The organism is Nonomuraea sp. 3N208 (assembly GCF_052245935.1).
Classification (GTDB): domain Bacteria; phylum Actinomycetota; class Actinomycetes; order Streptosporangiales; family Streptosporangiaceae; genus Nonomuraea.
The window spans coordinates 147,692-171,828 of the sequence record NZ_JBQQBR010000010.1 but is presented as its reverse complement, the minus strand read 5'-3'; the positions used below and the strand labels follow the sequence as shown (position 1 = coordinate 171,828).

Here is a 24,137-nt window from a genome sequence, read left to right as displayed (position 1 = left end):
CGGCAGCCCGTCCTCACGGGAGACGCCGGCGGCTGGGCAGGGTACGGGCGCCTGGAGTTCCTCCAGGTCTGAATCGTCAACGGAAGAGACAGAAAGGATGCCCGTCGGGATCCAGGAGCACGCGGACGTCGTCCTGCGGCTGAAACTCGGCCAGAACCGCACCGCATCCCACGGCCCACTCCACTGCCGCATCCAGATCGTCGACTGCGATGTCGAGATGCTGCGAGGCGGTCTGCTCCCCGCGCACGCTCGGCCACATCGGGCGGGCATAACAGCGCTCGTACTCGAAGTTGAGCGTGAGTGCGGCCGCGCCCGTCGGTTGACGGATCTGCGCCCAGCCGGCCTCGTCAGGCTCGTCTGGTGCCGGGCCTTCCTCTGTGGTGACGGGCAGCCCCAGCAATTGGGCATAGAAACGCGCAAGCTCGCGCGGTTGTGATGTTCCGATCGTCACGGAGGTCACTTGCAGACGCGGTCGCATGGTTCGAGGGTATGAACTGCTCCTCGTATTCGCTATGAAACGGCGCGGCGGCTAGAGGTCGTGCCATGGCCGGACCGCGTCCAGGTGTTCCTGGCGGCCGATGGCCACGAGATTGGAGCGGTAGAGGCCGATCATGCCGGGGGTGTCCAGGTCGGCTCGCGTGCACGGCCGCAGGACGTTGTTCAGCTCGTCCACCAGGAGAATCCAGCGGTAGTGGGCGAAAACGAGGTCGAGCAGTTCGCCCGCGTCGCCGCCGCAGTTCGCCTGGAGCTCGGGATGCAGCTCGAACAGCAGCGTCGGCGCCGAAGTCAAGGTCTGAGCCGCACCCTGGAGTACGAAGCCCTCGTACCCCTCGACGTCGATCTTGATGACGTCGGGCGGCCCGAGGCCGCTGCCTTCGAGGTAGGCGTCGATCGACGTCATGGGTACGGTGACGGCACCGGCAGGCGTCCCCACATTCGCCGAGGCGGCCGAGTGTTTGCCGGACTGCTCGCCTGACAGGTAGACGGTCAACTCGCCGGGTCCGGCCCCGATGGCCATCTGTTCCACGGTCACGCGGCCGGCGAGTTGGTTGCCCTCGACGTTGCGCCGCAGGTAGGCGATGTTCTCCGGCACCGGCTCGAAAGCGATCAACCTGCCGTCCCGCGGCAACCGCGCAGCGCCCGTGCAGGCATAGGCGCCGATGTTCGCTCCGACGTCGACTATCGAACGGCTCACCGAGGCCAGCCGCTCGAAGACGTTGACCTCGAACTCCTCGTAATATCCCGCCGAGATCGACGGCATGATCGTCGCGTCCCATGCTGGACCGGTCAGGACGACACCTCGGTACCGCGCCTCCACATCTCGATCGCCGGCCGCGACGCCCAGCCGGAACACCGTGTGGTAAAGCCGGTTGACCAGCGGGAACCGCCGGACGCTACGGCCCCCTAAGAGAGTGCGGATTAATCGACTCCTGTTCGCCGCCCTTGCCGCGCGCATCATCCCGATGGCGAGGGTTTGCCGCAGTCGCTTCATAGGAGTGGGCATGCTGAAGAAATCTATCAAGCCGATGAACGATATGTCGGTGTATGCGCCATCGGCCAACACCAAAGCCCCACCCGAACTCGCTGCCGTGACGACCTCGCCGATCAACCGTGCGCGGACCGGCCCCAGCGCGGTACGTCTTCGACATCGCGAATCCGGCGGAGAGCCCAGGTGACGGGCAATGGGGACAGGACGATGATCGTGGCGGCCAGCCAGAGCGTCGGCCGCAGCCCGCTCGTCTCTCCGAGCGTGCCTCCCAGTAGGGCGCCCAGGGGGAACGGCCCCATCAGGAGGACGCGCATGGTGGCGTTGACCCTGCCGAGCATCCGCTCGGGCACAGTCGCTGACGCAGGCTGACGTTGGTGACCGCGTAGATGATTTGTCCCAAGATTGGCGCCTGTCGAGCAGATGCCGGAATCCACGATCGCGTGGGGTGCTTCGTGGCTTGTTCTCCCAGGACGGGAGTGGGAACACTTGGTATGGTCCCGGTGTGATGATGACTCAGAAGTTCTCGATCAGCCTGCCTGACGAGGTGTACGAGGAGGTCAAGGCCCTGGCGGAGCAGGCGGGCACCAGCGTGTCCGGATACCTCGCCAGGCTCGCCAAGCAGCGCATCGACGCCGACCGCGAGTCCCGCGAGCGCCTCGCCCGCCTCACCGCGAAGGACCGCGCCGCCGACCCGGAAGGCTATGACCAACTCAGGGCAGACATGCGCGCCCGCATGCACGCGGCTCAGAGGGCCGCCGCGGAGAAGAAGGCTCGCCTCGCGTGATCGCCGGCTACGTCGCCGACCTCACCGCCCTCCTCCGCCTTCTGGCCGACGATGACAACGGCGCCCAGGCCAGGACCGCGCTCGACGTGCTCACCGAGGACGGCCACACACTGCTGCTGCCCATCACCGCCCTGGCACAGGCGGCGATAGCCGGAGACCCGGAACCCGCACAGGTCATGTGGCTGTTCGGATTCCGCTCCTGCGTCGTGGCGGACCTGACCAGTCAAGAGATCTTCCGCGTCACCCGCCAGTCCCGCCACGCCTCCCGCCCACTGGACGTGCCGCTGCACCAGGCGCACACCGCGTATCTTGCGATGGATAGGGGCTGGCCCGTCTTGACGGGCGACAACGGCGGCTGGTCCGGGTACGGTCACCTGGAGTTCTTCCAGGTCTGAGCCGCCCGTGCCTACCTAGGTATTGGTCCCGGCGTCGTAGTGATATCGAGAGAAGGGTTTGCGGCTCTGCCCGCGGACGCCTCAGTTCGGTCAGGCCCGGTCCCCGATCGCGACCATCACCGCCCGCAGGCAGTTGTCCTGGCCGTCTATAGAACTATCGATGTTCTAGAGGATATTTTGGTCGGCCATTACAAGGGCAGTCTACGGGGCGACAGGAGCGCACGTGGTGAGATGGCCATCGACGTTCTCACCTTGAAGAGAGGGTGTCGTTAGAGGGGCGATTCGCTGCTGCAACTCACATCGCTGGCGACGCTGCTACAGCGGCAGAATCGACCGCGGAGATCATCACTAGTCTCCCTGGAAGGCTGGCGTCCAGTATGGCGTCGAGTTCGCCCTGATCTACAGGTCGGGGGCGTCCATACCCACTCAGGGGGAACGCCGTACGCCAGTTCTAAACCACCAGGATACTGGAGTCGACACGATACCTTCGAGCCATGAAATTGAGTGATCTGCGATATATATGGGAATCCCCCATTGATCGATATAAGCTAGTTCAGGTCGGCGATATGCAAAACGAAGGCGATCTGGTCATCTATAAAGTCCTGGACAGCTCTGTCGAACTCGTAGATGACGAGGAGCTTCACCGGCAAGTGGTCAGGAAGATGATCGAGGCGGGGTTTCCGATTACCCGAAGCGTCGAATAAAAGCGCCGCGACAGGATAAGCAAGTAAGCTGCCGAGAATCTAGTGGGTCCCAGATGGGCATCCGGGACCCAATACAGTGGTCGGCTGGCCGACTGCGCAGGCGGAGCGCGCCGTCAGGCGCGCCCCAGGAAGGGCGCCCGAGCGCAGCGAGGACCTTTCGGGGCGGGCTCCCGTCAGGCAACCACGTAGCCGGGCAACGGGTGGGTGCGGGAGGGCAACCTACTACGCCCTATGACAGGGCGCGGGCGGCGTGGATCAAAGGCACGTGACTGAAGGCCTGCGGGAAATTGCCCACCAAGCGGCCGTATCGGGGGTCGTACTCTTCTGCCAGCAACCCCACATCGTTCCGCAGCCCCAGCAGCCGCTCGAACAGGTCCTTCGCCTCCTCCTTCCGCCCCTGCATCGCCATGACCTCCACCAGCCAGAAGCTGCACGCCAGGAACGCGCCCTCCCCGCCGGGCAACCCGTCCACGTCGTTGTCCTCGGCGATCGGGTAACGCAGCACGAACCCGTCCGACATGAGCTCCTTCTCGATCGCCGCCACCGTCCCCACCATCCGCGGATCGTCGACGGGCAGGAATCCCACGACGGGCATCATCAGCAATGCGGCGTCCAGTTCCGAGGATCCGTACGACTGCGTGAAGGTGTTCCGGCTGGGGTCGTACCCCTTGTCGCAGATCTCCGCGTGGACGATGTCCCGCAACGTCCGCCACTTCTGCACGGGGCCGGTGCGGCCGAACCGCTCCACGTATTTGACCCCCCGGTCGAGCGCCGCCCAGCACATCACCTTGGAGTGCACGAAGTGCCGCCGCGGCCCCCGCACCTCCCATAGGCCCTCGTCGGGCTCGTCCCAGTGCTCCTCCACGTAGTCGAGCAGCTGCCGCTGGATGGTCCAGGCTCGGTCGTCGGCCGACAATCCGCGGGTGCGCGAGACGTAGAGGCAGTTCATGACCTCTCCGTACACGTCCAGTTGCAGCTGCTTGACGGCCTCGTTCCCGATCCGCACCGGGCGCGACTCCTCGTAGCCGTCGAGCCAGTCCAGCCGCAGCTCGGGCAGGCGCCGTTCGCCGGCGACGCCGTACATGATCTGCAGGTCCTGCGGGCGGCCGGCGATCGCGCGCAGCAGCCACGAGCGCCAGTCCGCCGCCTCCTCCAGGTAGCCGGACGAGATGAGCGCGTCGAGCGTCATCGTCGCGTCTCGCAGCCAGCAGAAGCGGTAGTCCCAGTTACGCACCCCGCCCAGGTCCTCGGGGAGCGAGGTGGTGGGGGCCGCCACGATGCCCCCGGTGGGCGAGTACGTGAGCGCCTTCAGCGTGATCAGCGACCGCATCACGGCATCCCGGTACGGCCCGTCATAGGTGCATTTGGCGACCCAGTCCGCCCAGAAGGCCTCGGTCTCTTCGAGCTGGTCGTTGCAGTCGATCTGCGGCGGCATCGGCTCGTGCGAGGGATGCCAGGTGAAGATGAACGCCAGCCGGTCGCCCTCCTTGACGGTGAACGTGGCGCGGTGGGCGTAGTCACCGCCCTTGAGCGGCACGGGGGAGTGCAGCCACGCCGAGTCGGGCCCGCCGATCGCCTGCAGGTGACCGTTGCTGCGCCGCACCCACGGCACGATCCTGCCGTAGTCGAAGCGCACCCTGAGCACCGTGGACATCTCCACGGTCCCGGAGACGCCCTCGACGATCCGTACCACGTCGGGGTTGCGGTCGCGGGGCGGCATGAAGTCGACGACGCGGACCGTGCCCGTCGAGGTGTCCCACTCGCTTTCCAGGATGAGCGTGTCGGGCCGGTAACGCCGCCGGTCGGCGTGCCTGCGGCCGGTCGGGCCGAGCCACCAGTGACCGTTGCGTTCGCCGCCGAGCAGCGCCGCGAAACACGAAGGCGAGTCGAACCTGGGCAGGCAGAGCCAGTCGATCGAACCGTCCCTGGCCACGAGCGCGGCCGACTGCATGTCTCCAATGAGGGCGTAATCCTCGATCCGCATGCCTATAGACGCTACTAGGAGAAACGGGGGTCCCGCGGCCGGACTCGATCATGTCGCGTCATGTCCGGCGCCGGCCGCGGAGCTCATCAGCGGGGGCCGGCGGGTGCCAGCGGGAACCAGCGGGTGAACAGCTGCGTCAGCGGCCCGATGGCCAGCGCGAACACCAGCGTCCCCACCCCGACAGTGCCGCCCAGCAGCCAGCCCGCCGCCAGCACGGTGACCTCGATGAGGAACCGGCCCAGGCGCACCGACAGCCCGAGCCGGACGAGCCCGGTCATGATCCCGTCCCGCGGTCCCGGACCCAGGCCGGCGCCGATGTACAGCACGGTCGCCAGCGCGATCGCGACCACGCCCAGTGCCACGTACAAAGCTTGGAACGCCAGATGCGCGGGCGTGGGCAGCAAGAAGATCGCACCGTCGGCGAACAGCCCCAGGAACACCACGTTGCTGATCGTCCCGAGGCCTGGCCGCTGCTTGAGCGGGATCCACAGAAGCATCACCAGCGCGCCGACGCCGATGATCACTGTGCCGATCGACACACCCACCCTGATCCCCACGCCCTGGTGGAACACGTCCCACGGGTCGTTGCCCAGCCCGGACTCCACCTGCAGTCCAATGCCCAGGCCGTACAGGGCCAGCCCGCCGTACAGCCGGGTCAGGCGGGCGGGAAGGGAACTCGCTCTCACAACGGTCGTCTCGCTCATAATGGCCCCAGAGTGGCAGGCCATCGGCTTGCCAAAACAGGGCCAATCACGAAAAGTGGCCTTATGAGGCATCTCTCGGCCGCCCAGGTGGCCCGGCTGGTCAACGTCGATCCAGGCGCCCGCCCGTACTACCGCGCGCTCGCCGACCGCGTCCGCAACCTGATCATGGACGGCCAGATCCCGGTACGCGTCCGCATGCCCGCAGAACGCCACCTCGCCGAGATCCTCAAGGTCAGCCGCACCACCGTGACGTCGGCGTACGACCTGCTGCGCGAACGCGGCTACCTGGAGAGCCGCCAGGGCTCGGGCAGCTGGACGGCCCTGCCCGACCCGGCCACCACGCCGGACAACCCGTGGCTCGGCACCGACGGCGACGGCCTGGTCCAGCTCCAGTGCGCCGCCCCGCCGGCACCGCAGGCCCTCCGGCAGGCGATGCTGGAGGCGGTGGAGGACGTGCCCAGGTACGGCATGGGCAACGGCTACGACCCGATGGGACTGCCGGTGCTCAGGGAACGCATCGCCGCCCGCTACACCGCCAGGGGGCTGGCCACCAGGCCGGAGCAGATCGTCGTCACCACCGGCTCCCAGCACGCCATCCAGCTCGTGCTCGGACTGCTCGTCGGTCCCGGCGACCCGGTGGTGGTGGAGTCGCCGACCTACCCGCACGCCATCGACGTGGCCAGGCAGCGTTCCGCCCGCATCGTCCCGGTCGGGATCTCGCAGGAGGGCTGGCAGGCCGACCTGCTGACGGGGGCCATGCGCCAGTCCGGGGCACGCCTGGCCTACCTCATGCCCGACTTCCAGAACCCGACCGGCGCCCTCATGGACGACGCCACCCGCGCCGCCGTCGTGGGCGCGGCCCGGCGTACCGACACGCTGGTGCTGGTGGACGAGACCTGGCTGGAGCTGGCCCTGGACGAGGTGCCGCACACATCCCCCATGGGCTCGTTCGACACCGACAGCCGCGTGATCAGCATCGGGTCGGCGTCGAAATTGTGGTGGGGCGGACTGCGCATCGGCTGGATCCGCACCACCGCGGCGCTGGCCCGCCGCCTGGCCGTGCACCGTTCGGCCGTGGACATCGCCAGCCCGGTGCTGGAGCAGCTGGTGGTGGCGCGGCTGTTCGACCGGCTGGAGGAGACCCGCGCCGAGCGCCGCCGCACCCTGCGGGCCTCACGGGAGGCGCTGGTGTCGGCATTGCGCGAGCAGTTGCCCGAGTGGACGTTCACGGTGCCGCGCGGCGGCGGCACCCTGTGGGTACGCCTCAACGGCGCTGCCACGAACAGGAACGCGCCCGGGTCCGGCGCGACTCGGATCGCGCCCGGGTCCGGCGCCACTCCCTTGGCCGAGGCGGCGGCCGGCCATGGCGTGCGCATCGCGCCCGGCACGTGGTTCGGCTTGGAGGGCACCCTCGAGGGCTACCTGCGCCTGCCGTACACGCAGCCGCCCCAGGTCCTGGAGGAAGCGGTCACCCGCCTCCGCGCCGCCCGCGACCACGGCCCCCGCGGCGCCTCCCGCTCGCCGGACTCGCTCATCGCAATGGTGTGAGCGGATAGACCCCGACCGTCACTCGCCGATGCCTCTGGCCAGCGGCGCGCGCCATTTGAAGCGCATCGCCGCGATCCGCAGCCCGAACGCCAGCACCGCCGCCGCCAGCGTCGCCGGCCACCCGTGCAGCCCATACGAATAGACCACCGCCATCGCGCCCGACCCCAGCATCGCGGGAACGGCGTACAGCTGGCGGTCGTACAGCAGCGTCGGGATCTCCCCTGCGAGCACGTCCCGCAACATCCCGCCGCCCACTGCCGTCACCACCCCCAGCAGGGCCGCGTGCAGCGGGCTCAGCCCGTACTCCAGCGCCTTCTCCGTCCCCACCGCGCAGAAGAGCCCCAGCCCGGCCGCGTCCAGCACCAGGATGGCCGGCATCACCCGGGCCACGTGCGGATGCCAGAAGAACACGATCACCGTGGCCGCCACCGGCACCAGCACGTAGCCGACGCTCTGGAAGGCGGCCGGCCGCACGTTCAGGATGAGGTCGCGCACCACGCCGCCGCCCAGGGCGGTCATCCCGGCCAGCACCATCATCCCGACCACGTCGAGCCGCTTGCGCACCCCCATGAGCGCACCGGACAACGCGAAGACGAAGATTCCGACGAGATCGAGAAGCTGAGACACGGCACCCTGTCTACACGATGGGATCTACAGGATGGCCTCGGCGTGGTAGTGCTCGGCCATCAGCACCCGCAGCCGCCGCGTGAACATGAACAGCGCCACCCCGGCCACGATCGCCAGCACCGCCAGCACCAGGTAGTACGCGGGATCCGACAGCACCCGGCTCAACCGCCCGGTCTGCCCGCCGACCGCGTCACCCACCGACACCGCGATGAACCACACCCCGAGCATCTGCGCCTTGAACGCCTCCGGCGCCAGCTTCGTCGTCACCGACAACCCGACCGGGCTGAGCGACAACTCGCCGAACACCTGGATCACGTACACCAGCACCAGCCACCACACCGACACCTGCCCGGCCCCCGCCAGCGCGGCCGCGATCGCCATGGCCACGAAGCTCAGCCCCACCATGATCAGCGCGAATCCGAACTTCTGCGGCGTGCTCACCCGCGTGCCGAGCCGCACCCACAGCGCCGCGAACACCGGCACGAAGATCATGATGAACAGCGGGTTGAACGACTGCGTCGTGGCCGCCTGGATCCGCACCCCGAACAGCGACAGGTCGGTATGGCGCTCGGCGAAGAACAACAGTTTGGTCGGCGCCAGGTCGTAGATCATCCAGAAGATCGCCGCAGCGACGAACAACCAGATGTACGCCTTCATCCGGTCCCGCTCGTCCTCGGTGAGATGGTGGCCGCCCATCATGATGTAGCCGAAGTAGGCGACCGGCACCGCCAGGATGATCACCGTGAGCACGATCGTGAACCGGTCGATGGTGAACGTGCCGGTCACCACCCACAAGCCCAGCGCGACCACCGCGACGCCCGTCCCCAGCCCCGCCAGCAGGCCGAAGCGGCGCCGCTCTTCGGGGGACAGGCGCAACCCGGGCCGCTCGCCGACGCCGCGCAGGGACCGGCCGCCCCACACGTACTGGATCAGGCCGAGCGCCATGCCGACCGCGGCCGCGCCGAACCCCAGGTGCCAGCGGTCGCCCGCGGCCAGCCAGCCGACCACGATTGGCGCGAAGAACGCGCCCAGGTTGATGCCCAGGTAGAACAGCGAGAACCCGGCGTCCCTGCGCCCGTCCTCGTCCTCGTCGTAGAGCCGGCCCACCATGACCGAGACGTTGGGCTTGAGCAGGCCCGTGCCGGAGATGATCAGCAGCAGTCCCAGCCACACGAAGAACGGCGTGGTCACCGGGATCGCCATGCTGATGTGGCCGAGCATGATGACGAACCCGCCCCAGAACACCGACCTGCGCGGCCCGAGTATGCGGTCGGCGATCCACCCGCCGGGCAGCGCCACCAGGTAGACCAGCGCCTGGTAGACGCCGACGACCGCCTGCGCCGTCTCCGGCGACATGCCCAGGCCTTCCCTGGCCGGGGACGCCGCCATGAACGTGGCGAGGATGGCGCGCATCCCGTACCAGCTGAACCGCTCCCACATCTCGGTGCCGAACAGCGTCGCCAGGCCCCAAGGATGCCCGAAGAACGTCCTGCCGCCGGCCATGGATGAACCCCCGAATCGCATCCGATCGATCACTCTACGTGAACGACGCTTGCAAGGTCTTGCCGCTACCCCGCACGTGTGGTGCGATGCATCCCACTCGTGCAAGTGAATACTGACGGGAGGCGCGCGCCATGGCCGAAGTCCTCGAGGTCCGGGCCGAGATCGAGCAGCAGATTGCCGGCCGTACCGTATGCCTGCAGCTCCAGCAGGTGGCCGAGCGGCATCCCGACGCACCCGCCTATTCCGATCCGGAAGGTGACGGCTGGCGCACGCTGACGTACGCGCAGGCGCGCCAGCGGGTCTTGGAGATCGCGGCCGCCTTCGCCGCGCTCGGGCTCGAGCCCGGCGACTCGGTGGCGCTGATGATGGTGAACCGGAGCGAGCATGTGCTCGCCGACCTCGGCGCGGTGCACGCGGGCGGCGTCGGCTGCACGGTCTACTCGACGTTCGCCCCCGAGCAGATCGCGTTCGTGGCCGAGAACGTGGGCGCCAAGTACGCCGTGCTCGGCGGCCCCGCCGAGCTGGCCCGCTGGCAGCCCGTGCTCGACCGCCTCACCGGCCTGCGCAGGATCGTCATGCTGGAGGGGGCGCCGTCCGACGACGACCGGTTCATGACGTGGGCGGACTTCCTGGAGCTCGGCCGCGTCCGCCTGGCCGACGACCCCGCCCAGGTGGAGGACCGCTGGCGCGGCGTGACCCCCGACGACGTCGTCACCGTCCTCTACACCTCCGGCACGACCGGCATGCCCAAGGGCGTCCCGCTCACGCACGGCAACGTCTTCTACGAGGTCGCCGCCACGGACCGGCTCACGTCGCTGCCGACGCTGGGCACGCAGATCTCCTATCTCACCTACGCGCACATCGCCGAGCGCATCCTCAGCCTCTACCTGCCGCTGCTGAAGGTCTCCCACGTGCACTTCTGCACCGACCTGGCCAACCTGGGCGCCACGTTAGGACAGGTCAGGCCGATGATGTTCTTCGGCGTGCCGCGCGTGTGGGAGAAGATGATGGCCCGCCTGCTCGCCGTGCTCGCCACCCAGCCGGAGGAGCAGCAGGCCGCCGTGCGCGCGGCCATGGAGGCCGGTCAGGCGTACGTCGAGGCCGGCCAGTACGGTCACACCATCACCCCCGAGATCCAGGAGGGCTACGAGAAGGCCGACGCCTCCCTCCTGTCGATCATCCGCGGCATGATCGGGTTCGACCGCGCCGAGTGGACCGCCACCGGCGCCGCGCCCCTCCCCGACGAGGTGCAGCGCTTCTACGCCGGGCTCGGACTCAAGGTCATCGACGTGTACGGCATGACCGAGACGACCGGCGCGTTCACCGGAAACAGCCCCGCCTGCTACCGCCTGGGCACCGTCGGCAGGGCCGAGCCCGGCGTCGAGATCCGCATCGCCGAGGACGGCGAGCTCCTCACCCGCAGCCCGCTCAACACCCGCGGCTACCTCAACCGCCCCGAGGCCACCGCCGAGCTGGTCGACGCCGACGGCTGGCTGCACACCGGCGACATCGGCACGGTCGACGAGGACGGCTTCTACCGGGTGGTCGACCGCAAGAAGGAGCTCATCATCACCGCCGGCGGCGAGAACATCTCACCGGCCGAGATCGAGAACCACCTCAAGCAGCACCCACTGATCGGCCAGGCCCTCGCGTACGGCGACCGGCGGCCGCACACGGTGGCCGTGCTGACGCTCGACGGCGAGGTCGCGCCGGGCTGGGCGCAGGCCCGCGGCATCACCTTCGCCTCGCTCGCCGAGCTGGCCGAGCACCCCGAGGTGCTCAAGGAGGTGGAGGCCGCCGTCGAGGCCGCGAACGGCAAGCTGGCCCGGGTGCAGCAGGTCAAGAAGTGGGCGCTGCTCGGCACCGAGTGGACCGCCGAGACCGAGGAGCTCACCCCGAGCCTCAAGCTCAAGAGGCGGATCATCCACGCGAAGTACGCCGACGTCATCGAAGGGCTCTACGGCTAGCTGCGGTTAGAGGCTGATCCCGGCTTTGCCATTCGGGGCGTGTGTTGTGGTCCTGGTCATTACCGGCCGGTTCCTACCGTCTCGATCATGACCAGAGGACTGCTTCTCGTCTCGCTCGCGGTGGGGGCGCTCACGGCGCCTCCCGCGCCTGCGTCCGCCGCTGTGTCCACAGCCGCGACCGAACTCGCCATTCGAGCCATCACCGTACGTCCCGCGGAGCCCGTGGTCGGGGCGCAAGGCTCCGTCCGCCTGGTGGTCGACGTGGTCGCCAAGGGAGCGCGGCCCAAGAACGGCGTCACCGTCAAGGTCGAGCCGGGCGCCCCACCGGGGCCGGTGCTGGCGTCCAAGCCGCCGGTCATGGATCCGTCCGACCCGTCGCCCTCGATTCCAGCGCCGTCGCCATCGGCCCCGGTCCCTGCACCGTCGGGCGCCACTCAGCCGGGCTCGCTCCAGCCCAACGACCCGATCCACTCACTCGGCCCATCCGGTCAGCCGTCGCAGAACGCGGGACCGATCCAGAACGTGGAGCCGCTCCCGGGAAGGGGACCGGTCCCGAGAATTGAGCCGGTCCCGGGATCAGAGCCGGTCCAGGGTGTGGCGGCCCCGGCCCCACGGCCGATCGAGGGCGGGGCACCCGCGGTCCAGGACGGGAGCCCCAAGCTCGGTACGCAACCCGCCGCCGGCCCCGCCCTCCCGCCGAGGCTCGTGTGGCGGCTGGCGGCGAGCCCGCCCGCCCGCATGGCCGACGGCTGGGAGACCTGGCGTTTCCTGCCCGACAAGCGTCTGAGCCGCTTCTACCCGGCGGGCGCCTGGACCGTCACCGCCACCGCGCGGGGCACGGACGGGACCACGGTGACGGAGTACGCGTCGTTCCAGCTCAAGCGGGAGACCAAGCTCTCCGAGGTGCAGGCCGAGCGCGTCAGGGGCGCGGTACGCGTGCGCGGCTCGCTCACGAGGGTGGACCCGCGCGGCCTCACCGACTTCGGCCCGTTCGACAAGCAGCCGCTGGAGATCATGTGGCGCCGGGACGACGCCGCCGACTGGGAACGGGTCGGTGAGACGACGACGGACGCCGCGGGCGCGTTCGCCGGCACGATCCTGGGCCGCTCGGGCGGGCATTGGCGCGTCCGCTACGCAGGAACAGGGCACTACGCCCCAGACGTCTCCAAATCCCAGCAAATAGCCCAATAACCTACTTGGCGTCGCGCGGGCGTTGCCGAATCGTGATCAGCTTTACCCCAACTTTTCCTTACCCTTACGCGTCATTGGCAGATGACGCGCCCCGCTTGGGGCGCGTTTGACACGGGGAAGGAAAGTCACGTGAAGATGCGACGTCTCGCCGCCGGTTTGGCGGCCGCCGCACTGAGCGCCACCGTGGTGGCCACGGCGGCCTCGCCCGCACTCGCGGACGAGGTTGACCCGGACATCGACGGCGGCAACACGAGCTTGACGTTCGACGCGAACCCGGAGCCCGCCTGGCGCGGCAAGCCCATCGACCTCGAGGGCAAGCTCTCTGTACAGTGCGCGGAGGACTACATCAGCGGGCTCGTGTCGGTGCACCACGCCGACACCTGCAAGACGCAGGAGCGCTGGCACCGTCTCGCCTGGAAACGGATCGTGATCCTCTTCCAGCCGGACGGCAGCGGCAAGTGGGAGTACGTCGAGACGGTCAGGACCGGCCGCAGCGGCTACTTCCACACCACGGTGCCGGCCCGCACGTCGGGCACCTGGCGCGCGGTCTTCGAGGGCGCCAAGTGGCTGGAGCCCGCGGAGGCCACGGACTGGGTCAAGGTCATCGGCCGTCACCACCACTAGCAGCACCGGGACGCCCGGCCGACTCCGGCCGGGCGTCCGCCATGTCCGGCCCCAGGAGTCAGCAGGCGTCAGTAGGACACGGCGACCTGCGCACGGTGGTGCCGGCCCTCGCCGGCCTCGTCCACCACCGCCACCGCCAGATCGGCGAAGGAGAACACCGGCTCGCCCGCCGCGGCGTCCGGCACCCGCCCGCCGCCGATCCGGTACCGGCCGGTCCGGTCCGCCTCCTCGTCCAGGAACACCGGCGGCGGCGCGAGCACCACCCAGTCCAGATCCGACTCCTCGTACGCGGGCAGCTCCGCCGCGTGCCCCAGCGAGAACGCCCGGGCGTCGTCGGGGAAGCCGGGCGTGTCCGCCAGCCGGACCCCCGGCGCGACCTCCAGCAGGCTGCCGACGCCGACCGCCACGAGGCGGCGCACCCCCGCCCGTGCCAGCCCCTCGACCAGAGCGCGGGCCGCTGCCGCGTAGAACTCCTCCGACGGCACATCCATCCTCGCCGCCGCCTGGACCGCCGCGTCGTGCCCTGCCGCGACCGCCGCCACGCTCGCGGCGTCGGTGACGTCCCCGGCGACCACCCGCACCCCCTCGCGTGCCAGGCCTTCGTGCCTGCCGGGATCGCGTACGACCGCCGTCACCTCGTGCCCGCGCCCGGCCGCCTCCGCGACCACCCGGCGCCCGGCCCGCCCGCCTGCGCCGAAAACCACGATCTTGCCCATGCCGGCACTCCTCTCATCGGCCGGGCTTCCCGGCCGCCACGCCGACGGTAGAGGGCGACCTGTCGCTTTCCGCAACGATAGTTACCTACGATGGCGGCCATAAGCCAGATCGATGAGCCTGGGCCGGAGAGAGCGAGGCACGATGCCAACAGAGGCCCGTAGCGAATGCGACGATAAGCACGGAGTGCCGCTCGATCCGGACATGTTCACCGGCTGCCCACCCGTCGCCGCGCCCATCCGCGTCGGCGCCAAGTGGACCGCCAAGATCATCCGCTGCCTGGAGTCGGGACCACGCCGCTTCACCGAGCTCCAGACGCCGCTGCGCGGCATCACCCCGAAGGTCCTCACCGAGTCCCTGCGCGCCATGGAACGCGACGGCCTGCTCACCCGCACCGCGTACGACGAGATACCGCCACGCGTCGAGTACGCGCTCACCGACCTCGGCCGCAGCCTCCTCGAACCCATGGACGCCGGCTGCGAATGGTCCAGGAGGCACCTGGCCGAGCTGATGCACGCCCGCGAGAGCTGGCAGGCGGCCAGGCTGGGGGCATGAGTCCTGACCCGCCACGCCCGACGGCGCCGCGCTGAGCCGCGTGGGAGCGGAATCGATCTAGGCGCGGATGTGTTGTCGTGCGGAGAAGGGCCAATTTTGGGTGGCTGCCGATGGGCGTCGTAGGCTGGGCCCTCTGGCGAACGAACAGGAGGTGACGCCCCGTGTTGCGAGACTCGTTCGGACGGGTGGCGACAGATCTTCGGGTGTCCCTCACGGACAAGTGCAACCTGCGCTGTACGTACTGCATGCCGCCCGAGGGCCTGGACTGGCTCCCCAATGCCCAGCTCCTCACGGCTGACGAGATCGTCCGCCTGGTGCGGATCGGGGTCGAACGCCTCGGCATCACCGAGGTCCGCTACACCGGTGGCGAGCCACTGCTGCGGCGCGAGCTGGTCGACATCGTGACCCGCACCACCGAGTTCCAGCCGCGGCCACAGGTCTCGCTGACGACCAACGGCATCGGGCTGGCCCGCCTGGCCGAGCCGCTGGCCGCCGCCGGGCTCGACCGGGTCAACGTCTCGCTCGACACGCTCGATCCCGAGACGTTCAAACGGCTCGCGCACCGTGACCGGCACGCCGACGTGATCGCCGGGCTCGCCGCGGCCGACCGGGCCGGGCTGCGCCCGGTCAAGGTCAATGCCGTGCTCATGCGGGGCCTCAACGAGCACGAGGCGGTCCCGCTGCTGCGCTGGTGTCTCGAGCAGGGCTATGAGCTGCGTTTCATCGAGCAGATGCCGCTGGACGCCCAGCACGGCTGGAGCCGCGAGGACATGGTCACCGCCGACGAGATCCTGGGCCTGCTTGCCGCCGGGTTCGACCTCGCGGCCGACGACCTGGAGGAGCGCGGCAGCGCGCCCGCCGAGCGGTTCCTCGTCGACGGCGGGCCGTCCAGGGTCGGCGTGATCGGGTCGGTGACCCGGCCGTTCTGCGGCGCCTGCGACCGGGTCAGGCTCACCGCCGACGGCCAGGTCCGCAATTGTCTGTTCGCCACCGAGGAGTCGGACCTGAAGACCGCCATGCGGGCGGGCGCGTCCGACGACGAGCTGGCCGAGCGGTGGATCGCGGCGGTGGCCCGCAAACGCGCCGGGCACGGCATCGACGACCCGTCCTTCCTCCAGCCGTCCCGCCCGATGTCCGCCATCGGCGGCTAGGGCCCGCGGCGATGGGGAACACGACGACCCGCGCCGACACGACCCACACCCACGCCCACGGAACCGGCAGCGCGCCGGCACCTACCGGCCGCGGCGTCGTCTGCCGAGAGCGCCGGCGACGCGACCTCCCCGACCGGCGGCACCCGCGACCCGTCGCCTCCGACTGGAGCTGCCGGCGCTGCGGCGCGCTCGGCGGAGGGCGTAGATGGTGCGCGGACCTTTGCGCACGGCGGCATCCCCGCCCTGACCGCCGGCCTGGCACTCGCCACGGCCCCGTGGGTGGCGCTGCTCGCCGGGGACCTGCCGTTCCTGACAGCGACGCACGTACGGGCCCTGCTCGACGCCGCCGGCCCGGCGCCGGAGCGGTGATGGTGCACGACAGCGGGCGCGAGCAGTGGCTCGCCGGCGCCCGGCCGGCCGCGGAGCTGAAGGCGGCCCTCGCCTCCTACGGCGGACGCTCGCTCTAGGGGCCTGCCGGCCCCCTCACCGGAACACGCCTGGCGCTGCCCGGGCGGCCGTGGTTCGACTGCGACACAATGGACGATCTGGAGGAGGCTCGTATGAACGTGCTCAACGAATGGACCGCGCTGGCCTGCAAGGAGCTGGGCATCGACCCGGCGACTGTGGACCGCGATCAGATACTCGACCTGACCAAGGAAGTCGCCCACGGTGTGGCCCGTCCGGCAGCGCCGCTGACGGCGTACCTGCTCGGGCTGGCCCAAGGGGCGGGCACCGCCCCTGAGGACGCTGTGGCCAGACTGACCACATTGGCGAAAAACTGGAGCCGCGCCACCACCGAGACGCTGACAGACGACTGACACTCGAACGAACTCTTGAAGTCAAGCTCGCTCCCGCCTGAAAGTTTCCTGTGAATATCGGGGCGGGAGCGATGTAAACGATTTCGGGAAAGCAGCCCTACCGACTTCCGAGTGGGCGTCGCACTAGATCGTCCGGCGGGCAAACGTTTCGCCAGGAAAAGGGCGACGCCGGGTGGTTACGGGGGCAAACCACCCGGCGTCGCTTCATCGGCGTTCCGACGGGGGCCCGGAACGCCGGCACCAGCACTCCGACGGGGGACCGGAGCGCTTGGCTAAAGCGTACACCTACAACCCATGGGATGCGTCAAGACTTAGTCACGACCCGATCTCGCGTCGATGCAGCGGTATCTCGGTTTGGTTAGCCTCAGGGCTCTGAAAGGTAGGAGGCGGGGCAGCCTTCCCCCTCTCATTGGCCCCGATTACCGCTATGTATGGCAAAAAGACCGCCGCTGCGATGAACAGCAACCGGTACGGCCACGGCACCGGCACCACCACCGCCAGGATCAGGCAGATCGTGCGGATCCCCATCTTGATGAGGTAGCTGATCTCGCGCTTGCGGATGTCGGCCGACAGCGACGGCCGGGCGTCCGTGACCTGGTGGACGTCTGCTTTCTTGCGCCACCCCTTCATAGGTTCCACGGTAGACCTCGGAGGAGCGGGACGCGACGGCGCACCCGGGTGGTGACGGGGGTCATGCGATCATGGCCTTCGGGTAAGGAGGAGAAGGCGATGACGGATCGAACGTACCGGGTCACCGAGATAGTCGGAACGTCGAAGGAGAGCGTCGACCAGGCCATCCGCAACGGCATCCGGCGGGCTGCGCAGACCCTGCGCCACCTGGACTGGTTCGAGGTGACCGAGGTCCGCGGCTACATCGACGAGGGCGAGGTCGCGTACTTCCAGGTGGGGTTGAAGGTGGGCTTCCGGCTGGAAGACGCCTGAGCGGCGTCCTGAGGGCCTTTCCGGGGATGACAGGGCGGGCGCCGGGCGGCACACCGGGCATGGGGAGCCGTGGCGTTGCTGGCGGCGCTGACCGTCGCCGTGGCGCCCCCCGCCTGGGCCACCGGAGCCCCTCGGGAAGCCGTCGGAGCCCGTCAGGAAAGGGCCGCCGCCGGGGTCCTGCGCCAGGCCCCGCTCAGCGACGCCGAGCCGGCCAGGAAAGCCGCCGGGTGGCCCAGCCGCACACACGCTGGTCCGTCGTCTACGACCTCGACGCGGGCACCGCCAGGCACGTCGCCGGCCAGCGCTGGCAACGCATGCACACCATCCGCCTCTCGTGAGCCGATTTGAGCGGTTAGATTGGCCGATGTGAGTGCCGAGTTCCGACTTCTCCTGGTCTGTACGGCCAACATCTGCCGTTCCGCCATGGCAGAAGTGATCGCCGGGGCGATGCTCCAGTCAGCACCCCTGCCGATGGCCACGGGGAGCGCGGGGGTGCGCGCCCAGGTCGGCCATCCCATGGCGCCGCACGCGGTCGCCGCGCTGGCCAAGCTCGGCCTGGACGGGCGGGCGCACCGGGCCCGGATGCTCGATCCGGACCTGGTCAGGTCCGCGGATCTGCTGCTCACGATGGAGGCCGCGCACGTCGCCGTCGCCGTGGGGCTCGACCCGGGGGCCGCGCACAAGACGTTCACCCTGCCGGAGTTCGCCGCGCTCGCCTCCGGGGCCGGAGGCCGCCGCTATCGCTCCGACACGGTGGAACGGGCCCGCGCCATCGTCCAGTCGGCCGCCGCCCGCCGCGACCAGAGGCGCGTCATGGACGTGTACGACCCCTACGGCGGCCCGCCCGAGGGCTACGACGCCTGCGCCAAGACCCTCGGCGAATCCCTCAGCCACGCCCTCGGCGCCCTCCTCGGCCCCCGCTGACCGCCGTCATCCCTCGGAGGGCGTGACTCACGTACGGCCGGGCCGTCAGCTCGCTTGGCTGACCGTGGACATGTTGAAGTCCGGCACCCGCACCGGCGGCATGATCGTCCGCTGGAAGTAGTCGTTCCACTCCCGTGGCAACGTCCGCTCGCTCGCCCCCACCTCGGCCAGTCGCCCCAGCAGGTCCACCGGGCTCTCGTTGAACCGGAAGTTGTTCACCTCGCCCACGACCTCGCCGTGCTCCACCAGGTAGACCCCGTCGCGGGTCAGCCCGGTCACGAGCAGCGTCTGCGGGTCGACCTCCCGGATGTACCACAGGCAGGTGACGAGCAGCCCGTGCTGCGTGGAGGCGATCATCTCCTCCAGCGACCGCCCGTCCCCGGCCCCCGCCATGATCAGGTTGTCGATGCCCGGCGTCACCGCCAGCCCGCTCAGCTCCGCCGAGTAACGCGTCTGCAGCAGCGCCTCCAGCCGCCCGTCCTTGATCCAGTCGGTCGGTCCCAGCGGCAGCCCGTTGTCGAAGACCGAGCTCTGCCTGCTGGAAGCGTGCGCCGTCACGAACGGCGCGCACGCGATGCCCGAAGCGCCCGGATCGCTCGACAACGTCACCGGCAGCGTGCCCAGCTGCTCGCCCACCCGGGTGCCCCCGCCCGGCTTCGAGAAGACCGAACGCCCGTCCAGCGCGTCCCTGGCCCCCGCCGACCAGAACAGGTAGATCATCAGGTCGGCCACCGCGCTGGGCGGCAGCAGCGTCTCATAGCGCCCGGCCGGCAGGTCCACCCGGGTCTTGGCCCACTCGAGCCGCTGCGCCAGCGAGGAGTCGAGCGCCGACACGTCCACGTCCGTGAAGTCCGGCGTGGACACGCCCGTCCACGCCGACCGCTTCAGATCGGCGGACTTGGCGTTGAGCTCCAGCCGCCCGGTCGGCTGGTCGTGGCGCAGCCGCACGCCCGCCGACGTGCCGAGGAACGTCGAGGTGAGCGAATGCTCGGCGAAGCCGTACAGCTTCCTGCCGCCCGCCTCGGCGGCGGCGAAGGCCTCGCCGAGCGCCGGAGCGAACCTCTCGAACACCCCGATGTCGGTCGGACGCACGTCAGAGTCCCACTGCGACGACTGAGGCACGCCCTCGACGAGGGGGCGGGCGTCCTCCGCCGGCTGCGCGTCCCGCGCCGCCGCGTCCGCCGCCGCCACGACGTCGGCGACCTGCTCGTCGCGTACGGAGGCCCGTGACACCACCCCCACGCCCTCGCCGGCGACCGAGATCACGGTCAGCCGCGCGGAGCGGGCGACGCCGTTCGTGGTGAGCGTGTTGCCCGCGAACCGCAGGTTGGCCGTGGACCCCTCGTCCACCAGCACCACGCAGCCGTCGTTCCGAGAGAGCTCCAGCGCCCTCTCCACCATCTCCTGGGGACCCACTACTTCCCACCCTCCTGCACGGTGTTGAGTATCCGCACGCCCTTGAACAGCGCCGACGGACATCCGTGGCTGACCGGAGCCACCTGCCCCGGCTGGCCCTTGCCGCAGTTGAACGCCCCGCCCAGCACGTACGTGTCAGGCCCGCCGACCGCCTCCATCGACCACCAGAAGTCCGTCGTCGTCGCCTGGTAGGCGAAGTCCCTGATCTGCCCGGCCAGCTTGCCGTGCGAGATCCGGTACGCCCGCTGCCCGGTGAACTGGAAGTTGTAACGCTGCATGTCGATCGACCAGCTCTTGTCGCCGACGATGTAGATGCCGCGCTCCACCCCGCCGATCAGCTCGTCGGTCGAGGGCCCGTCCGGCGCCGGCACCAGCGACACGTTCGCCATGCGCTGGATCGGCATGTGCCCGGGCGAGTCGGCGAACGCGCACCCGTTGGACCGCCCGAGCCCCTTCATCAGCGCCATCCGCCGGTCCAGCTGGTAGCCGACCAGGATGCCGTCCCTGACGATGTCGAAGCTCTGACCCTGCACGCCCTCGTCGTCGTAGCCGATCGTGCCCAGGCCGTGCGTGACGGTCCTGTCGCCGGTCACGTTCATCAGCGGCGAGCCGTAGACCAGCTCGCCCAGCTGGTCGAACGTGGCGAAGCTGGTGCCCGCGTAGGCCGCCTCGTAGCCGAGCGCCCGGTCCAGCTCGGTGGCGTGGCCGATCGACTCGTGGATCGTCAGCCACAGGTTGGACGGGTCGACCACCAGGTCATAGTCGCCCGCCTCGACCGACGGCGCCGCCAGCTTCTCCGCCAGCAGCTCCGGCAGCCGGTCCAGCTCGGCCGGCCAGTCCCACCCCGTGCCCGTCAGGTATTCGTACCCGCGCCCGACCGGCGGCGCGATCGTCGACATGTCGTCGAAGCCGCTCTCGTACGCCTTCATCACGTTGAGCTTGGGATGCACCCGCACCCGCTGCTGCGTGGTCACCGTCCCGGCCGTGTCGGCGTAGAACTTCTGCTCCTTGACCTGCAGCAGCCGCGCCGACACGTGGTCGGCGCCCTTCATCAGCCCGGCCGACCACGCCGCGAGCAGGCCCACCTTGTCGGACTGCGGCACGTCGAACGGGTCCACATCGTACGACGACACCCACACGGCCTCGGCGTGCACCGGCTCCGGCGCCAGCTCGATCGGCTCCCTGTTGATGGGCGCGCTCACCTCCGCCACCCGAACCGCCTGCTCGGCCACCACCGCGGCGGCCTCGGCCGTCAGGTGGATCCCGGCCGCGAACCCCCACGTGCCGCCCTTGACCACCCGCACGGCGTAACCGAGGTCGTCGGCGTCCATGGCGCCCTCGAGCCGGGTGTCGTAGAGGCTGAGCGTCTCGGCTCTGACGCGTTCGAGCCGGAAGTCGGCGTGTTCGGCACCGAGGTCGCGAGCGCGTTGCAAGGCGGCGTCCGCCAGCTGCCGCAGCGGCAGCTCCAGGAATTCGGGATCGATCTGGCGCATGTCCACGATCCTAACCCCGTGATCTTGTGCCACCCGGACAAGTCGATACCGGCGGGTAGGAGATAGCGTCAGGTTCCATGGCACGCTCAGTACTCGTCACCGGGGGCAATCGCGGCATAGGCCTCGCGATCGCCCGTGAACTCGCCGCGGCAGGCGACGCCGTCGCGGTCACCTACCGATCGGGGGAGCCCCCCGAGGGCCTGTTCGGCGTGCGCTGCGACGTCACCAGCATGGCCGACGTCGAGGCCGCCTTCGACAAGGTGGAAGCCGAGCAGGGCCCGGTCGAGGTCCTGGTCTCCAACGCCGGCATCACCAAGGACACGCTGCTGGCGATGATGAAGGAAGACGCCTTCACCGACGTCATCGACGCCAACCTGACCGGCGCCTACCGCGTCTCCAAGCGGGCCATCCGCCCGATGATGAAGCTCAAGCGCGGCCGGATCATCCTCGTCTCCTCCGTCGTGGGCCTGTCCGGCCAGGCGGGCCAGGCCAACTACGCCGCCTCCAAGGCCGGCCTGGTCGGTTTCGCCCGCTCCCTGGCCCGCGAGTACGGCTCGCGCAACATCACGGTCAACGTGGTCTCGCCCGGATTCGTCGCCACCGACATGACGGCCGATCTCGACCACGAGAAGATCGTCACGAACATCCCTCTCGGGCGGCAGGCGGCCCCCGAAGAGGTCGCGCGTGTCGTGCGCTTCCTGGCGAGCGACGACGCCTCCTACATCACCGGGGCCGTGATCCCGGTCGACGGCGGACTTGGAATGGGGCACTGACGTGGGCATTCTCGAAGGCAAGCGGATCCTGGTGACCGGCGTGCTCACCGACGCGTCGATCGCGTTCTCGGTGGCCAAGCTGGCGCAGCAGGAGGGCGCCACGGTCGTCCTCACCGGGTTCGGCCGGCTGAGCCTGGTGGAGCGCATCGCCAAGCGCCTGCCCTCCCCGGCGCCGGTGCTGGAGCTCGACGTGCAGAACACCGAGCACCTCGACACCCTGGCCGCCCGGGTCGGTGAGCACGTCGACGGTCTCGACGGGGTCGTGCACTCGATCGGCTTCGCCCCGCAGAGCGCGCTCGGCGGCAACTTCCTCAACACCTCGTGGGAGGACGTCGCCACCGCCCTGCAGGTGTCGACGTACTCGTTCAAGTCGCTGGCCGTGGCCTGCCTGCCGCTGATGAAGGAGGGCGGCGCGGTCGTCGGCCTCGACTTCGACGCCTCCAAGGCGTGGCCCGTCTATGACTGGATGGGCGTCGCCAAGGCCGGCCTGGAGTCCTGCAACCGCTACCTGGCCCGCGACCTCGGCAAGCAGAACATCCGCGTCAACCTCGTCGCGGCCGGGCCGCTGCGGACGATGGCGGCCAAGTCGATCCCCGGCTTCAAGGAGTTCGAGGACAGCTGGCCGGAGAAGGCCCCGCTGGGCTGGGACCTGTCCGACACGGTCCCGGCCGCCAAGGCGTGCGTGGCCCTCATGTCCGACTGGTTCCCCGCCACGACCGGCGAGATCGTCCACGTGGACGGCGGCGTCCACGCCATCGGCGCCTGACCCCCTCGCTCGGTCGTCAGGCCGGCTCGCAGACACAGACCTGGCGGATGCGGGTGGCCGTCAGGTCGCCGCCCGCCAGATCACCGTCACGGCGCAGCAGGCGAACGCTGCCTTCGCGCCTGCGGCCGCATCCGGCGTGCGGGGGCGAGATGTCTCGGACCCGCGTCCGGGCTGACCGTGCTCATGCCAGGCGGTGGCGGCCACTGCCGACACGGGCCGGCTCGAACGGGATCGACTCCACCTGCTCCGTACGCTGCCGCCGCTGCTGCACGATCCGCGCGGCCAGCACCGCCGACCCCAGCAGGGCGATCGTCAGCGCCGTCCCCAGAACGTCGGAGGCCGGCGGCGTGGGCCGGACCACCTGACGGTCCTGCATCGGCACCGTCAGCTCGTGCGCGAACGGGTTCGGCCACAGCAGGTCCACCCGCGCCTCGTCCGTGTCGGCGGTCGGCCGCTCGGTCACCGGCCGCTCGTCGTCCATCTGCTGCGGCCGGCTCTCCGGCGGCGTGGGACCGCCGGTCGGCGCGGTGGTGGAGGCCTTGTCGCCGTCGCGCGAGGTGCTGTCGGGGGACGGCGTGGAGGGGGTGGTTGACGCGTTGTCCTGCACGGTCTTGTCCTCGCAGGCGAGCACGGGGAGGCACACGTCGCCGAGCCCGTCGGGCACCAGCCCGGTCTTGGTCGGCGTGGCCGACGGCTCGGCGGTCTTGGTCGGGGTGGCCGTGCCGGTGGGGACCGCCTTGCCGACCTCGCCGAGCACCTCGTCGGTGGTCTTGTCCACGCCGCTCGTCACCGGGTCGGTGGTGCCGCCGGTCAGCGAGTCGACCGTGTCGGTGACGGTGGTGACGACGTCGCACAGGGTGTTGGTCACTCCCGACAGCAGGCCGCCGTCGCGCGTGCAGTCCTGGCCCGCGGCAGACCCCGTGGTGGATGTAGTGGTGGACGCACTGGCCGACGCCGCGGCCGGGACGGCCGACAGCGCCACCGCGAGAACTCCGGCCGAGATCGCGGTTCTGCTCCCCATCCGTCCCCTCCTGCCTCGCCTCCGAAGGAAATCTTTATGGATAT

At 69.8% G+C, this 24,137-nt stretch carries 25 protein-coding genes; 13 read left to right on the top strand and 12 right to left on the bottom strand.

What is annotated here, in order from left to right; translation table 11 throughout:
- Positions 1–76: 76 nt before the first annotated feature.
- From ACTWPT_RS17575 to ACTWPT_RS17565, 3 genes are all read right to left on the bottom strand, one after another.
- Positions 77–478 carry a VOC family protein gene (locus tag ACTWPT_RS17575; RefSeq protein WP_443178454.1) on the bottom strand — a complete coding sequence of 134 codons (402 nt, stop codon included), beginning with the start codon at positions 476–478 and terminating at the stop codon, positions 77–79.
- A 51-nt stretch (positions 479–529) separates the two neighbouring features.
- A complete protein-coding gene (locus tag ACTWPT_RS17570; RefSeq protein ID WP_443178453.1) occupies positions 530–1,504 on the bottom strand; it encodes an FkbM family methyltransferase in 975 nt (324 codons plus the stop codon).
- Between the two features lie 101 nt (positions 1,505–1,605).
- Entirely contained in the window at positions 1,606–1,839 is a 234-nt protein-coding gene (locus ACTWPT_RS17565) for a hypothetical protein (protein WP_443178452.1), read from the bottom strand.
- A gap of 155 nt (positions 1,840–1,994) precedes the next feature.
- On the opposite strand from ACTWPT_RS17565, the gene ACTWPT_RS17560 reads away from it, so the two are divergent.
- Both ACTWPT_RS17560 and ACTWPT_RS17555 read left to right on the top strand, forming a co-directional pair.
- Positions 1,995–2,273 carry a ribbon-helix-helix domain-containing protein gene (locus ACTWPT_RS17560; protein ID WP_443178540.1) on the top strand — a complete coding sequence of 93 codons (279 nt, stop codon included), beginning with the start codon at positions 1,995–1,997 and terminating at the stop codon, positions 2,271–2,273.
- On the top strand, positions 2,270–2,668 hold the full coding sequence (locus ACTWPT_RS17555; RefSeq protein ID WP_443178451.1) for a hypothetical protein: 399 nt from the start codon (positions 2,270–2,272) through the stop codon (positions 2,666–2,668). Before ACTWPT_RS17560 ends, ACTWPT_RS17555 begins: the two co-directional genes overlap by 4 nt.
- 933 nt (positions 2,669–3,601) lie before the next feature.
- Here the strand turns inward: ACTWPT_RS17555 and ACTWPT_RS17550 are convergent.
- Both ACTWPT_RS17550 and yczE read right to left on the bottom strand, forming a co-directional pair.
- Positions 3,602–5,356 (bottom strand): glycoside hydrolase family 15 protein, encoded by a 1,755-nt coding sequence (locus ACTWPT_RS17550; protein ID WP_443178450.1) that lies wholly within the window; start codon positions 5,354–5,356, stop codon positions 3,602–3,604.
- Between the two features lie 86 nt (positions 5,357–5,442).
- Entirely contained in the window at positions 5,443–6,060 is a 618-nt protein-coding gene (yczE, locus tag ACTWPT_RS17545; protein WP_443178449.1) for a membrane protein YczE, read from the bottom strand.
- Between the two features lie 63 nt (positions 6,061–6,123).
- On the opposite strand from yczE, the gene yczR reads away from it, so the two are divergent.
- Positions 6,124–7,608 (top strand): MocR-like transcription factor YczR, encoded by a 1,485-nt coding sequence (gene yczR, locus ACTWPT_RS17540; protein WP_443178448.1) that lies wholly within the window; start codon positions 6,124–6,126, stop codon positions 7,606–7,608.
- Between the two features lie 18 nt (positions 7,609–7,626).
- Here the strand turns inward: yczR and ACTWPT_RS17535 are convergent, their stop codons facing one another.
- A complete protein-coding gene (locus ACTWPT_RS17535) occupies positions 7,627–8,235 on the bottom strand; it encodes a trimeric intracellular cation channel family protein (RefSeq protein ID WP_443178447.1) in 609 nt (202 codons plus the stop codon).
- A gap of 24 nt (positions 8,236–8,259) precedes the next feature.
- The gene (locus tag ACTWPT_RS17530; RefSeq protein WP_443178446.1) at positions 8,260–9,738 is read right to left on the bottom strand and encodes a peptide MFS transporter; all 1,479 of its coding nucleotides are present in this window, start codon (positions 9,736–9,738) and stop codon (positions 8,260–8,262) included.
- A gap of 131 nt (positions 9,739–9,869) precedes the next feature.
- Here ACTWPT_RS17530 and ACTWPT_RS17525 point away from each other — a divergent pair, with 131 nt between their 5' ends.
- The 3 genes from ACTWPT_RS17525 (at position 9,870) to ACTWPT_RS17515 (ending at position 13,520) form a co-directional block, all read left to right on the top strand.
- Positions 9,870–11,705, top strand: coding sequence for an AMP-dependent synthetase/ligase (locus ACTWPT_RS17525; protein ID WP_443178445.1), 1,836 nt, complete (start codon positions 9,870–9,872; stop codon positions 11,703–11,705).
- An 87-nt stretch (positions 11,706–11,792) separates the two neighbouring features.
- Entirely contained in the window at positions 11,793–12,896 is a 1,104-nt protein-coding gene (locus tag ACTWPT_RS17520) for a hypothetical protein (RefSeq protein ID WP_443178444.1), read from the top strand.
- A gap of 129 nt (positions 12,897–13,025) precedes the next feature.
- Complete coding sequence (locus tag ACTWPT_RS17515) at positions 13,026–13,520, top strand: hypothetical protein (protein WP_443178443.1); 495 nt, start codon at positions 13,026–13,028, stop codon at positions 13,518–13,520.
- Positions 13,521–13,588: 68 nt separating this feature from the next.
- On the opposite strand, the gene ACTWPT_RS17510 is transcribed toward ACTWPT_RS17515, so the two are convergent.
- A complete protein-coding gene (locus ACTWPT_RS17510) occupies positions 13,589–14,236 on the bottom strand; it encodes an NAD(P)-dependent oxidoreductase (protein WP_443178442.1) in 648 nt (215 codons plus the stop codon).
- A 184-nt stretch (positions 14,237–14,420) separates the two neighbouring features.
- Between ACTWPT_RS17510 and ACTWPT_RS17505 the strand changes: the two genes are divergently transcribed.
- From ACTWPT_RS17505 to ACTWPT_RS17495, 3 genes are all read left to right on the top strand, one after another.
- Positions 14,421–14,789 (top strand): winged helix-turn-helix transcriptional regulator, encoded by a 369-nt coding sequence (locus ACTWPT_RS17505; RefSeq protein WP_443178441.1) that lies wholly within the window; start codon positions 14,421–14,423, stop codon positions 14,787–14,789.
- A 161-nt stretch (positions 14,790–14,950) separates the two neighbouring features.
- Entirely contained in the window at positions 14,951–15,940 is a 990-nt protein-coding gene (gene moaA, locus ACTWPT_RS17500; protein ID WP_443178440.1) for a GTP 3',8-cyclase MoaA, read from the top strand.
- 560 nt (positions 15,941–16,500) lie between these two features.
- On the top strand, positions 16,501–16,758 hold the full coding sequence (locus ACTWPT_RS17495; RefSeq protein ID WP_443178439.1) for a DUF6457 domain-containing protein: 258 nt from the start codon (positions 16,501–16,503) through the stop codon (positions 16,756–16,758).
- Between the two features lie 315 nt (positions 16,759–17,073).
- On the opposite strand, the gene ACTWPT_RS17490 is transcribed toward ACTWPT_RS17495, so the two are convergent.
- The gene (locus ACTWPT_RS17490) at positions 17,074–17,388 is read right to left on the bottom strand and encodes a DUF3099 domain-containing protein (protein WP_443178438.1); all 315 of its coding nucleotides are present in this window, start codon (positions 17,386–17,388) and stop codon (positions 17,074–17,076) included.
- A 99-nt stretch (positions 17,389–17,487) separates the two neighbouring features.
- Between ACTWPT_RS17490 and ACTWPT_RS17485 the strand changes: the two genes are divergently transcribed.
- On the top strand, positions 17,488–17,700 hold the full coding sequence (locus ACTWPT_RS17485; protein ID WP_443178437.1) for a dodecin: 213 nt from the start codon (positions 17,488–17,490) through the stop codon (positions 17,698–17,700).
- Between the two features lie 366 nt (positions 17,701–18,066).
- Entirely contained in the window at positions 18,067–18,624 is a 558-nt protein-coding gene (locus ACTWPT_RS17480; protein WP_443178436.1) for an arsenate reductase/protein-tyrosine-phosphatase family protein, read from the top strand.
- Positions 18,625–18,669: 45 nt separating this feature from the next.
- Here ACTWPT_RS17480 and ACTWPT_RS17475 read toward each other — a convergent pair whose 3' ends face one another.
- Together ACTWPT_RS17475 and ACTWPT_RS17470 are read right to left on the bottom strand one after the other, a co-directional pair.
- Complete coding sequence (locus tag ACTWPT_RS17475) at positions 18,670–20,040, bottom strand: metallopeptidase TldD-related protein (RefSeq protein WP_443178435.1); 1,371 nt, start codon at positions 20,038–20,040, stop codon at positions 18,670–18,672.
- Complete coding sequence (locus ACTWPT_RS17470) at positions 20,040–21,533, bottom strand: TldD/PmbA family protein (protein WP_443178434.1); 1,494 nt, start codon at positions 21,531–21,533, stop codon at positions 20,040–20,042. The genes ACTWPT_RS17475 and ACTWPT_RS17470 overlap by 1 nt, the downstream gene beginning before the upstream one ends.
- Before the next feature lie 77 nt (positions 21,534–21,610).
- Here ACTWPT_RS17470 and ACTWPT_RS17465 point away from each other — a divergent pair, with 77 nt between their 5' ends.
- Positions 21,611–22,306, top strand: a complete 696-nt coding sequence (locus tag ACTWPT_RS17465; RefSeq protein WP_443178433.1) for a beta-ketoacyl-ACP reductase — start codon at positions 21,611–21,613, stop codon at positions 22,304–22,306.
- Position 22,307: 1 nt separating this feature from the next.
- Positions 22,308–23,072 (top strand): enoyl-ACP reductase FabI, encoded by a 765-nt coding sequence (gene fabI, locus ACTWPT_RS17460; RefSeq protein WP_443178432.1) that lies wholly within the window; start codon positions 22,308–22,310, stop codon positions 23,070–23,072.
- Positions 23,073–23,253: 181 nt separating this feature from the next.
- On the opposite strand, the gene ACTWPT_RS17455 is transcribed toward fabI, so the two are convergent.
- A complete protein-coding gene (locus ACTWPT_RS17455) occupies positions 23,254–24,093 on the bottom strand; it encodes a hypothetical protein (protein ID WP_443178431.1) in 840 nt (279 codons plus the stop codon).
- Positions 24,094–24,137 lie beyond the last annotated feature (44 nt).